The sequence below is a fragment of the Leptolyngbya sp. AS-A5 genome (genome assembly GCF_039962495.1).
In the GTDB taxonomy this organism is placed as follows: domain Bacteria; phylum Cyanobacteriota; class Cyanobacteriia; order Leptolyngbyales; family Leptolyngbyaceae; genus Leptolyngbya.
This window is the reverse complement of record NZ_JAMPLL010000062.1, coordinates 1-12,243: the sequence shown is the minus strand read 5'-3', so window position 1 is coordinate 12,243 and position 12,243 is coordinate 1. Positions and strand designations below refer to the sequence as shown.

At 46.6% G+C, this 12,243-nt stretch carries 8 protein-coding genes and 1 pseudogene; 2 read left to right on the top strand and 7 right to left on the bottom strand.

All coding sequences use genetic code 11. The features are described from left to right. Positions 1-831 precede the first annotated feature (831 nt). The 5 genes from NC980_RS25600 to NC980_RS25580 form a co-directional block, all read right to left on the bottom strand. The gene (locus NC980_RS25600; protein WP_190376516.1) at positions 832-2,340 is read right to left on the bottom strand and encodes a mannitol dehydrogenase family protein; all 1,509 of its coding nucleotides are present in this window, start codon (positions 2,338-2,340) and stop codon (positions 832-834) included. After that, entirely contained in the window at positions 2,297-3,454 is a 1,158-nt protein-coding gene (gene ugpC, locus NC980_RS25595; RefSeq protein WP_190376515.1) for a sn-glycerol-3-phosphate ABC transporter ATP-binding protein UgpC, read from the bottom strand. The genes NC980_RS25600 and ugpC overlap by 44 nt, the downstream gene beginning before the upstream one ends. 36 nt (positions 3,455-3,490) lie before the next feature. Further along, the gene (locus NC980_RS25590) at positions 3,491-4,312 is read right to left on the bottom strand and encodes a carbohydrate ABC transporter permease (RefSeq protein WP_190376514.1); all 822 of its coding nucleotides are present in this window, start codon (positions 4,310-4,312) and stop codon (positions 3,491-3,493) included. Positions 4,313-4,326: 14 nt separating this feature from the next. Next, positions 4,327-5,244 (bottom strand): sugar ABC transporter permease, encoded by a 918-nt coding sequence (locus NC980_RS25585; protein WP_190376513.1) that lies wholly within the window; start codon positions 5,242-5,244, stop codon positions 4,327-4,329. Positions 5,245-5,349: 105 nt separating this feature from the next. Beyond that, a complete protein-coding gene (locus tag NC980_RS25580) occupies positions 5,350-6,696 on the bottom strand; it encodes a sugar ABC transporter substrate-binding protein (RefSeq protein ID WP_190376512.1) in 1,347 nt (448 codons plus the stop codon). Between the two features lie 157 nt (positions 6,697-6,853). Between NC980_RS25580 and NC980_RS25575 the strand changes: the two genes are divergently transcribed. Continuing rightward, positions 6,854-7,657, top strand: a complete 804-nt coding sequence (locus NC980_RS25575) for an SDR family NAD(P)-dependent oxidoreductase (protein WP_190376511.1) — start codon at positions 6,854-6,856, stop codon at positions 7,655-7,657. 192 nt (positions 7,658-7,849) lie between these two features. Next, entirely contained in the window at positions 7,850-8,812 is a 963-nt protein-coding gene (locus tag NC980_RS25570; RefSeq protein WP_190376510.1) for a sugar-binding transcriptional regulator, read from the top strand. Positions 8,813-8,987: 175 nt separating this feature from the next. Here the strand turns inward: NC980_RS25570 and xylB are convergent, their stop codons facing one another. Together xylB and NC980_RS25560 are read right to left on the bottom strand one after the other, a co-directional pair. Beyond that, positions 8,988-10,454 (bottom strand): xylulokinase, encoded by a 1,467-nt coding sequence (gene xylB, locus NC980_RS25565; protein ID WP_190376509.1) that lies wholly within the window; start codon positions 10,452-10,454, stop codon positions 8,988-8,990. Positions 10,455-10,544: 90 nt separating this feature from the next. Further along, a pseudogene (locus NC980_RS25560) lies at positions 10,545-11,794 on the bottom strand (NAD(P)/FAD-dependent oxidoreductase); the annotation flags it as partial. Positions 11,795-12,243: the final 449 nt, after the last annotated feature.

Genomic DNA, 12,243 nt, shown 5'->3' with positions numbered 1-12,243 from the left:
AAGCAATCGCTCAGCGAAATGAGTGAGCAAAGGTCCTCCAGGCTTCAGAGTACCGTAATCAAGCTAGTACGGCGTGGAGCCCAAACATGAACACCAGGATCAGCCATGGAGCGGTCGCGGGTTCGACAATCGCGGGTTCAGAGTTCATTCAAAAATCGATTCCTTCCATTGCCGGCGGATAAGGAACAGGTTCAGCGTTCCCAGATTGAGGGCGATCTCAAATGTTTGAATTCAAACAAGTCAGACTGGTACAAAAAATATTCTAATTTCTATAAGAACACTATAGAAATTAGAATATTTTTTGTACCAGTCTGAATAGAAGATAAAAAGCGCTGTGAGTAAACAGTTTTTACAATATTTTCTTTACTTTGGGGTAGTAGGGGTCGTGGGTTCAAATCCCGCCGCTCCGATTGATAGAACCTCCTCTAGCAGGGGGTTTTGTCGTTTCTGGGTAAGGCTTTCAGGGATCACCCAATGCTCAATAAGAGCGTCATAGAACATCACTAATGTACTTGGCCTCGAGCAATCGTACTAGTGCAACAAAACTTGGTGCAATTGAGTTACACCATGGCTCCTGGTCCTGAGTCTGTTCAGCTGGTTGCTTGCAGTTTCAAAGTGATTGCGTGTCGTTAGATCGTTGAGCACATAGACCTGAAGGAGGCTTTCCCTCTATACGGAACGGGGTAAGAGGCTTGGGTGATACTGACGCTTAAGTGAAGACTACAAATTTCTGCCAGAAATATCAGAAGCGTTCATTTACTTGTCATCTCTCCGTATACTGCTATTTGGGTTGGTGCCCTCCGATACTATCCAATGACCTCTAAATACATTTCACCTCATAATATGAACTTGAAGCAGCCCTATTAAGGTTTCTTTTGCTCCGACGTCATATAGATTGCGGAGATGATTCGTGACTGTCTCAACGAAACGCGAGGACTGTGGGAGATCGCCAAAAAGTTCAGATAGCCTGAGGAGGCTACTGGGATCGGAACCATCTGCTTGGGCACGCTGAGTTAGGGCGTCTGCCATTGGATCATCAATTGAAATTGGCTTCCTCTGGTCATTCAGCCCATTTAAGTAGCGGAACCAAGCAGCGATCGTCAAACTTAAATAGTCAATTGATCCACCCTGCTGTAGTTTCTCCCGCAGTGAACTGAGCACCCACTTCGGTAACTTAGCAGAACTATTGAGACACAAGCGTGGAAGCTGATCTCGGATTTTGGGATTTGCAAATCGCTCAATCAACGTCTCTTTATAGTTGTCCAAATCAATTCCAGGAACAGGCTGAAGGGTGGATGTCACTTCCTCCATCAACTGTTCAACTGCTTGTCGAATTAACCGATCTGCCATCGTTTCATGGACATAGGAGTAACCCATCAGTGTGCCTAGGTAGCCAATGAGCAGATGGCTAGCGTTGAGCAGGCGGATTTTCATCATCTCGTAAGGATGAACATTATTCGTAAATTGAACGCCCACCACTTCGAGTTCTGGTCTACCTGAACAGAAGTTATCTTCGATCACCCACTGAAGAAAAGGTTCGGCAACGGCTGGAAAAGCATCCTCAATGCCAAACTGGTGCCGAACCATTTCGATATCCGATGGAGTGGTAGCGGGAGTAATGCGATCGACCATACAGTTTGGAAAGGCAACATGGTCAGCAATCCAACGACCCAACTCTGGATCGCGCATTTCTGCGAAAGTCGTTAGCACTTTTTTGACAATATTGCCGTTCCCCTGCAAGTTATCACAAGACAGGACAGTAAAGGGCGCTAATCCCTGTTTACGACGCTGATCTAATGCAGCAATCAAAAAGCCATATACACCAATGGGTTCATCTGGATGTTGTAAATCATGCTGAATCGTTGGGTGATTGACATCAAAATCACCGCTGCCCTCGATATAGTAGTAACCTCCTTCTGTAATCGTGAGTGTCACAATACGGCATTGGGGATGGGCTAATGCGTCAATCACAGCTTGCCGATTCTCTGGTGCGAATAGGTACTGTGTAATAGAACCAATGACCCTAGCGTTATCGCTTTCGGGCGATCGCTCCACCAAGGTGTATAAGCAATCTTGTGACTTCAAAGCATCTCGCATCCGATGATCGAATTCCAGCAAGCCAACTCCACAAATGCCCCAATCACTGTTGGGATGCTGGTGAAAGTAATCGTCAAGATAAAGCGCTTGATGGGCTCGATGAAATCCGCCTACACCAATGTGGACAATTCCATTCGTGATTTGATGACGATCGTATTGGGGAATGCGAACATCACTTGCTAAACGAGCAAGTGATGCTTCATTCAGCTTGATGGCTGATTCTGTTTTGATATTGTGGTTCATGGGAGTCATCCAGTGTTAAATGGTGACGACGAGCCTTGGGAACAGCCTCACCGTTTTGATTGAACAGATGGCAAAGTTCGCCATTCACATGGATAAATGCGCGATCGTGTGTACGACTAGGATTGTCACCATCAGTTTGCACAACCAATGTGTCACCACCAGCAATCCTGACATAGAGAAATGTTTCTCCACCCAGTTGTTCTACCACAAGTACCTCACCTGTTAAGGTTGGATTGTTGTGATCTAGTCCTAAATGCTCTGGTCGAATTCCTAAGGTTGCGCTATCTCCAGTGGAGAGGCTTCCAGGTCTAACTGGAATTGTGACGCGAGTACCGCCTGGAAGTTGAACTGTTGTACCGGAATCATTGACGGCTGATACTGTAACTGGGAGAAAGTTCATTTTAGGTGAACCAATAAATCCAGCCACGAATAGATTCCGGGGATGATGATATAGCTCCAGTGGCGACCCTACCTGTTCCACAATGCCGCTCTGCAAGACAACAATCTTATCGGCAAGCGTCATTGCTTCTACCTGATCGTGCGTCACATAAATCATTGTAGATTGCAAGCTATCGTGTAAGCTCGATAGTTCTAGCCGCATCTGCACTCGCAAAGCTGCATCTAAGTTTGACAAGGGTTCGTCAAACAAAAACACCTTCGGATTCCGAACGAGTGCCCGACCGATCGCGACCCGTTGACGTTGACCACCCGATAGCTCTTTCGGTTTCCGATTCAAGAGGGGTTCTAATTGAAGGATACGAGCAACATCTCGCGCCCGTTCCAGTCGTCGCGCTTTTGGCATACCGGAGAGCCGTAGACTGAATGCCATATTTTCTGCCACTGTCATGTGGGGATAGAGCGCATAGGTCTGGAACACCATTGCCAATCCGCGCTTGTCCGGTGGCACATCATTCACTCGTTGTCCATCGATGAACAGATCGCCAGAGGAGATTTCTTCCAATCCCGCAATCATCCGAAGTAACGTTGATTTTCCGCAGCCAGAGGGACCGACGAACACAACAAACTCACGATCGTTAATGTCTAGATCAACGCCCTTGATGACTTCAGTATCGGTGTACCGTTTATGGATATTTCTTAAAGTAACTGTAGACATGAACTGCTCCTATCAATGATTACAAACAAGCAGATGCTATTTGACGGCACCAAAGGTGAGACCTCGAACTAACTGTCGTTGGCTCAACCATCCAAAGATGAGAATGGGTGCGATCGCTAAGGTTGATGCAGCAGAAAGTTTTGCCCAAAACAATCCTTGAGGACTAGAGAATGATGCAATAAATGCAGTCAACGGGGCTGCACTTGCGGTCGTTAAGTTCAAACTCCAGAAAGCCTCATTCCAAGACAGAATGATCGACAGCAATGCAGTGGAGGCAATTCCCGGTAAGGCTAATGGAAGCAACACATGACGAAGCTCTTGTTGGGTACTTGCGCCATCCATGCGATCGGCTTCGAGAATCTCTTTTGGGACATCCTTGAAGAAGCTATAGATCATCCAAACCACGATCGGTAAATTGCTCAATGTGTAGATAATAATTAAGGCAAGGCGAGTGTCTAGCAGTCCAGCATTTCGGCACAGGATGTAGATGGGAACCAGGACACCAACAGACGGTAGCATTTTGGTGGACAACATCCAGGTTAAGGTTGTCTTGGTGCGCTTGGTTGGGAAGAATGCCATCGCATAGGCAGCAGGGATAGCAAGCAGCAGTGCAAGGATTGTTGAACCGAGGGAAACTGCTATGCTATTAAACGCATAATTGGCATAATTCGCTCGATCCTGAATCGTCGCATAGTTTTCCAATGTTGGCTGGAAGAATAATTGAGGCGGTGTGGCAACCGCAGCAACTTCTGTTTTGAAGCTCGTGATGAACATCCAGAGGATTGGGAAAAACAGGAGTAAAGCAGCTAACCAGCCAAGCACTGCCCATAGCCATTTACGAGAATTTTTACGTGCCATTTTAAGTGCCCCAATTAAGTATCCAAATTACGAGCAACACTCCGCAACAAGAAGATTGCGACGATGTTTGCCAGAATTACGGCAATCAAGCCACCCGCTGAAGCACCGCCCACATCAAATTCCAGGAGTGCTTTCAGGAAGATGTAATAAGCTAAGTTAGTTGTTGCTAAACCAGGACCACCTCCAGTCGTTACGAAAATTTCCGCAAAGATGGTGAGGAAGAAGATCGTCTCAATCATTGCCACTACGGCGATCGCACGACTGAGGTGTGGTAACATTACAAACCGAAACAGAGCGATCGCATTTGCACCATCCATTCGAGCCGCTTCTAGCTGTTCGTGATCAAGTGACTGAATCGCTGTCAATAAGATCAACAATGCAAAGGGTAACCACTCCCACGACACAATGATGATGATTGCTAGCAATGGAAAGTTAGCGAACCAATCGATCGCGCCTAAGCCCAACCCTCTTGTAATCTGAGCAAACAGCCCATTGACTGGGTGCATTAGCATATTCTTCCAAACCAATGCACTGACTGTGGGCATGACAAAGAAGGGAGAGATAGCAAGTACCCGCGCAATTCCCTGACCGGGAAAGTCTTGGTCAAACAGGACGGCGAGTAATGTACCGAGACCGATCGTAATCGCCAAAACTGCAACGACGAGAACGATCGTAGTCCCAATCGAAATCCAGAAACCCGCATCACTCAGGATAAAGGTGAAATTCTCAATCCCAACGAACTTCTGTGCACCTGGATTTAATAAGTTATATCGCTGGAAAGAAAACCAGATGGTCATCACCAGCGGCACAATCATCCAGAGCAGCAGAGTAATGACGGAAGGCGCAATTAGCGGTAAGGTTGATGCCTGACGATGAGTTCGCTGTCTAGGGGGTTGTGTTTCGGGGTGACGTTCTACAACTATTGAAGACATAGCTTTAAAGACCGCAAATTAATTGTTTTTGAACCACGTTGCTCAGAAAGTAAGAACAGATTTTCTAGCCATTAGTAATCTTGAAAGCTGTTGTTAAATCTGTTCCTACTGGATGTAGCCTGTATGTCTCATGAAGCGTTCCGTTGTGCTTTGGGATTGTTGCAACGCTTGATCGACAGAGGTACTACGGGTCAGCGCCGCCGCGATCGTTTGTCCAGTCGATGATCCAATCGCCTGAAATTCTGGAATATCCACATACTGAATGCCTTTGTAGGGCGTTGGTTGAGCAGCCGGACGGGTAACATCAGCAGATTGGATAGAACGCAGCACGATCGAGGCAAAAGGAGCAGCTTTTTGATAGTTAGGATTCTGATAGGTGGAAGTGCGCGTACCCGGTGGTACAGCAACCCAACCATTTTGGTCAGCGACCAGTTGGATATACTCCTTCGAGGTTGCCCAAGCAATAAACCGTTCTGCTGCTTCTGGTGCTTTCGAGGTTTTAGGAACCGCCAAAGCCCATGCCCAGAGCCAGTTTGAACCATTAGGATATTTCTCGATCGGCGCACGAGCAAAGCCTAGCTTGTCATACACCTTGGACTCTTTCGGGTTCGAGAGTAGTCCCGCCGCAACGGTTGCATCAACCCACATTCCGCACTTGCCTGTCGAGAACAAGGCTAAATTTTCATTGAATCCATTAGAACTTGCTCCAGGTGGACCATAGTTCTGCATCAGATCCACATAGTAGTTGATCGCTTCTTTCCAAGCGGGTGTGTTAATTGTTGGATTCCATTTCATGTCAAACCATTGACCTCCATAGGTGTTCACAAGCGTTGAAATGAATCCCATATTTTCACCCCAACCCGGTTTACCCCGTAAGCACACGCCATAAACCCCATTTTTGGGATCATGAACTTTACTTGCCCACTCTTTAATTTGAGGATAGGTGGGCTGTTCAGGAACTGTAATTCCTGCTTTTTGAAATAAATCCTTGCGGTAATAAAGCATCGAACTTTCGCCATAGAACGGCACAGCATAGAGTTTGCCGTCATTGGAAAGTCCTTCTCGAATTGGTTTCAACAGGTCGTTTACATCATAGCTAGCAGGCAGATTTAATGGTCTTAGCCAATCGCGTCTTGCCCAGATCGGTGTCTCATAAGAACCGATCGTCAAAACATCAAATTGCCCACCTTGGCTAGCAACATCAGTTGTGACCCGCTGGCGCAACACATTTTCTTCCAACACTACCCATCTCAGTTGAATATCGGGGTTAGCTTTCTCAAAGTGACTGGAAAGCCCCTGCATGATCACCATGTCGCCATTATTGACTGTGGCGATCGTGAGTCTTGTTTTTTCTGCCGCTTGCGAACCTGACGAACAAGCATGTAACAGTTGTGTCAACATCATGCCAATCAGGAATACAACGATGATCTTGGCGAAGCGAGGTGTGCGCATCGCTAGCTCCTTATATTAACGATCGAGCAAGTAATATTGATTTTCTGCTCCGCTTTTGGGCAAAAGCTCAATAATAGAAATCATACTGACCTCAGTTCTAAAACTAAATCGTTCATTGATATTTGAAACAATTCTTGATTAACAAGGAGATAAGACCATGGCCGCAAGTGCAACTTATTCGTTTGAGGGAAAAACTATCTTAATTACAGGCGGTGCTGGAGATATTGGAAAAGCAACGGCACAACGTTTTGCAGGCAATGGTGCTGGAGTGGTTTTGCTGGATTTGAATGAAACCAAAATGGCAGAGGTGGTGCAGGAATTAAAGGAGTACAATGTTCCGCTTGGTGCATTTCACTGTGATGTGACGCTTGCAGACAGCGTGGCAAAAGCGTTTTCTGGTGCTGTAGCGCAGGTTGGACAGATTGACTACGTCTTCAATAATGCTGGCTATCAAGGAGCATTCGCCAAAACTGATGGCTATCCAGAGGATGATTTTCAAAAGGTTATTGATATCAATGTAGTTGGCGTTTTTCACGTTCTAAAAGCTGCCGCTCAGCATCTCCGTGATTCAGGGGGCGGCGCGATCGTCAATATGGCCAGTCATGCGGGAGTTGACGGACCTCCGAACATGCTGGCCTATGGAGCTTCCAAGTTTGCAGTGATTGGCATGACTCAAACCGCTGCAAAGGATTTAGCACCTTACGGAATTCGAGTAAATTCGCTCTCTCCGTCACTAATTGGCCCCAGCGTAATGTGGACACGACAAACTGAATTGCAGGCAGCAGTGGGTTCTCAATATTTTGATCCGGATCCCGGAGTTGTAGAACAACAAATGATCAACTCAGTGCCAATGCGCCGTCTAGGCAGTTTAGAAGAGGTGGCCAACGGGGTTGCTTTTCTCATGAGTGATGAAGCGAGCTACATTACAGGATTTAATCTGGACATTACGGGAGGTCAATAGCGATCGCAGGATTTTGAGTAGACACTGTATGATCGCAAATTTCTTTTCCTGCTTCTCGAAGAAGGATTGCTTTAGTAGATTTCTTTGAGAGAAATGTGATAAATCTAACAAAGCAGTTTGAGCAAATGCTTTAGCCCTGGACATAAGCTCAAAATGCTCTTTAGGCAGATGCTTTTTTCTGGATGATGAGATATGAAAGAACCTTTTCTTGAGCGACGCGATCGAAAACTGGATCTCGCGGCTCATGCAGCTTGGCTCTATTACATTGGTGGCAATACTCAAGAAGAAGTTGCCAATAAGCTCAATGTCTCCCGCCAGGCTGCTCAACGCCTAGTTGCGTTGGCTGTTAGCGAAAAACTGATCAAGTTTCGCCTTGACCATCCTTTAAGGGAGTGCATAGAGTTGGCTGAATCATTACGGGACAAATTCCAATTGTCCTTGTGTGAAGTAGTACCCAGTGATATCAGCAAAATTGACGACCTTATTGGGATTGGGGTATGTGCTGCTAATTACCTAGAGACTTATTTGCTCGCAAAAGCTCCAACCATTCTGGCATTTTCTTCTGGGCGGACATTGCGTGCAATGGTGGAACAGATTCCAGCAATGGATCAACCCCAACACAAAATCATCTCCATCATTGGCAACCTATCCCACTATGGACGTGCTGGTCGTTATGAGGTTGTAATGCATCTAGCCGATCGCGTCGGTTCTCAAGCCTATCCTGTTCCCACTCCGGTTGTTGCTACCAGCATTGAGGAACGGCAGCTATTACAGACACAGCGATCGTTTATTACCGTAAAGACCTTAGCAGAGCAAGCTAAAGCAACATTTGTTGGGATTAGCCATGTTGCCTGGAATGCCCCACTCCATCAAGACGGCTTTATTAACGATGAAGAAGTTGCTAAATTGATTGAGCTGGGAGCAGTTGGAGAGATTGCAGGCTGGGCATATAATCGCGACGGAGTTTTATTACAAGAAGGAATCAATAGTCGAGTAGCCAGCGTTCCCTTGCAGCAACCAGCTCAGCGTCTAGTCATCGGTGTAGCAGGTAGTGAAAAAAAGGCAGAAGCCATTCTAGCCGCCATGCGTGGCAAGCTCATTACAGGGTTGGTCACTGACAAAGCGGTTGCTGAAGCAATTCTTGCCAAAGTGTAAGTGCAATAGAACATAAACCAAGAATTTATCAAGGGTGGAGATTAATAGGTTATCCATATTCTAAAGATTTGCCCGCAATCGGGTTGCAGCACTCGTTTATCAATCACTTTTTCAAATGCTTGGTTTGTTAGTGCTGCATCAATAATGTGAATTGCCGTTGATTGTAGCGGGCTGTTCAACGCACTGCTTTCAGGGCTTCATATAACTGCTGATATTTCTGAAATGCAGACTCATATATTAGATTTTTCTGTGGCTGTACAACGTCTTCAGCTTGGGGAAGAATCTTGAATGCAGCCTCTAAATTGGAATACGCCCCAACTCCTACCATTGCTAGAATTGCAGCTCCATAAGCAGCACCTTTTTCAGCCTTGGGCGCAATCAATTCTGTTTGCAGCACATCTGCTAGGATCTTCAACCAAACGCTCGATCGTGCCCCTCCCCCCGTTGCCAAGAGTTGCTTCATGGGAGTTATTTCGTGAATCCTGTCCAAGGCTTCTCGTAGACTGAATGCAACACCTTCCAGTACAGCCCGGATGAGATCAGCTTGCGAATGTGCTAAGGCTAAATTTACCCAGGCACCGCGAGTTTCTGGATCAAGGTGAGGGCTGCGTTCTCCCGCAAGGTGAGGCAGAAATAAAACACCACGAGCACCGGGCTGTGAACTCTCCGCCAACTGCATCAGATCCGTGAAGGCAATCTGAGGAGCGATCGTTTCTCGATACCAACGCAACGAGCCACCTGCTGCTAGCGTCACACCCAGCAAGTGATAGCCTCCATCGGCATGACAAAACAAATGCACTCGCCCCTCTGGATCAGGGATGGGACGCTCCAGAGGAGCAAAAATCACGCCCGACGTACCGATACTCAGACTACCTCGATTCAGATTACTGGCTGAAATTCCCAACCCAATTGCGGCTGCTGCATTATCACCCCCTCCAGCAACGATTGGTAATCCGTCTGGTAGCCCCACGCGTGTTGCGATCGCTGGTTTCAAGCGTCCAGCGATTGCGGTGGACTCCACTACAGGTGGAAACCATGCTGGATTAATCTCAAGCGCATTCAGAATATCGATGTCCCACTGTCGATTCGCTAAGTTCAAACAGCCTGTTCCTGAAGCATCGGAGGGTTCTGTAACGGCTGATCCAGTCAATACATAGCCCAAATAATCCTTGGGCAGCAAGATTTGCCGAATTTGGGCATAGGCCTGTGGCTCTTGCGTTCGCAACCAGATGAGCTTTGGAAGCTGAAATCCTGTGATCGCAGGATTGCCAGTTCGTTGAATTAATTCTTGGCGGGAAATTGTGGCTTCGATCGCCTCCACCGCCTTTCCAGTCCGTTGGTCATTCCATAAAATCGCGGGTCTGATCACATAACCTTCTGCATCGAGCGGAACCATACCGTGCATTTGTCCCGACAAACCGAGGGCGATCGCGTGATTTTCACCAAGCTGTTGAGCAATGTCTGATAAAGCCTCCAAGCTAGCTTCTACCCAATCTGTCGGATCTTGCTCCGTCCAACCGGGTTGTGGCGTGAACAGGGGATAACTTTTTGTTGCCTGAGCAATGAGTTGCCCATGCAGATCAACCGCGATCGCTCGCACTCCTCCAGTCCCCAGATCTAGACCTATCACTACGTCAGTCAAGCTTCCCTCCCAGTTCTGAATGATTTAACGGATCTTCCTCCTGTGTAATCAGGGAGAGGCTCCCTGGCGGCTGAAGTAGAAGTAATTTCAGGACCACTGGATTATCACAATCAGCTTGTTATCAAACTCAATCAAGTAGTAAATATGGGCAAACACCCAAATTAGCCAAGCCAGGAACCCAGAAAGCTTTAACCAGCCCAGGTTAACCACAGCGGCATTCTGTCCAATCACCGCTAAACTTCCGACATCTGAATAGTGGAAGGACGGCAATTCTCGTCCTTGCAGACGATATCGAATTAATTTAGCGATATAAGCGCCTTCCTGCATGGTAGCGGGAGCAACTCCTGGCAAAAGTTGATCACCTTGGTGCTTGTAATGAGCAAGATCTCCAACAACAAAAATGTTTGGTTGTCCTGACATGCTTAAGGCAGGATTGACGATCACTCGCCCTACACGATCGAGCGTTGCACCTGTCCGCTCAGCCAGTACTTTCCCCATTCCTGAAGCGCGAACGCCTGCTGCCCAAAGCACCGTTTTGGCCTGAATTGTCTCAGCTTGTTTTCCGTAGCGAACCATAACCGTATCCTCCGTAATTCCTGTCACAAAGGACTGTGTTTGTACTGTAACGCCTAAATTTTCGAGAGATTTTGCAGCAGCAGTTGAAAGCTCAGGAGGATAAGACGGTAAGACACGATCTAGCCCTTCTAATAACAAAACCTGAGTTTCTCTCGTTCAATGTTGCGAAAATCATGTTTCAACGCATAGTGAGCTAATTCGCCTAAAGCGCCAGCTAGCTCTACTCCCGTGGGATCAGCACCCACAACCACAAACGTTAACCAAGCTCGGCGCTTTTCTGGATCAGTTTCTTTCTCAGCGATTTCAAACGCTCGAAAAATTCGTCGTCGCATTCCGATCGCATCTTCAACAGTTTTGAGTCCGGGTGCTACCCCTGCCCATTGATCCTGACCAAAGTAATAGTGACTAACACCAGTTGCCACAACCAAGGTGTCGTAAGGCAGGGCTTCAGTTTTTAGAATTACTTGATTTTGCTGGGGGACAATATCTATTGCCTCATCCATCAGCACTTTAAGGTTACGGTAATGGCTGAGAATTGAGCGTAAGGGGGACGAGATATCTCCAGGGGAAAGCTTTCCCGTTGCGACTTGATAGAGTAATGGTTGAAAAAGATGAAAATTACGCTTATCGACTAATTTAATTTCAATGTGTTTAAAACGTCCCAAGGCTTTAGCAGCATATAAACCCCCAAACCTACCTCCAACAATCACAATTCGGTGAGAAGTGGAGTAACCGTCTGTATCTGAGGGCTTATACTGTTCCATTTCAGGTATCCATAATAAAATCCGTTGAAAATAGACTTAGTTTCGACGACAATTCACCTTTCACTTTGTAGCGATCGTTTAACGGAATTTTTAGACCAGTTGGCAAACTTATATTTCATGCCCTATGCGAGGGCAAGACACGGATTTTCCCCGTACTAGAATTAAGTCTTAAATGAATCACGCTTGACTTTAAGTGTATTAAAACTTCTGCAGAGCGTTCATACTTTATCAAAATCAAATGAAGCTATTTGCATGGAAGACAACTAAAAATACTGTTATGAAATTAAGAAAAACTTCATGAAGCTAGCGTAAAATCATGTCGTTAAATGGTAACTAACCTGAGTTCGGGTTAAGCCGGGAGCAGCAGATTGTGGTCGAGCGCAATGGACGGTTTCTTCGGTTGATGGCAGTAGGCAATCAAGCCGCCGAGAATGTTGACAAAGCAATTG

What these genes read in the sequence shown, in the direction of transcription:
- NC980_RS25600 (WP_190376516.1), bottom strand. Translation starts at nt 2,340, where the DNA reads ATGAACCACAATATCAAAACAGAATCAGCCATCAAGCTGAATGAAGCA.
- ugpC (WP_190376515.1), bottom strand. Translation starts at nt 3,454, where the DNA reads ATGTCTACAGTTACTTTAAGAAATATCCATAAACGGTACACCGATACT.
- NC980_RS25590 (WP_190376514.1), bottom strand. Translation starts at nt 4,312, where the DNA reads ATGGCACGTAAAAATTCTCGTAAATGGCTATGGGCAGTGCTTGGCTGG.
- NC980_RS25585 (WP_190376513.1), bottom strand. Translation starts at nt 5,244, where the DNA reads ATGTCTTCAATAGTTGTAGAACGTCACCCCGAAACACAACCCCCTAGA.
- NC980_RS25580 (WP_190376512.1), bottom strand. Translation starts at nt 6,696, where the DNA reads ATGCGCACACCTCGCTTCGCCAAGATCATCGTTGTATTCCTGATTGGC.
- NC980_RS25575 (WP_190376511.1), top strand. Translation starts at nt 6,854, where the DNA reads ATGGCCGCAAGTGCAACTTATTCGTTTGAGGGAAAAACTATCTTAATT.
- NC980_RS25570 (WP_190376510.1), top strand. Translation starts at nt 7,850, where the DNA reads ATGAAAGAACCTTTTCTTGAGCGACGCGATCGAAAACTGGATCTCGCG.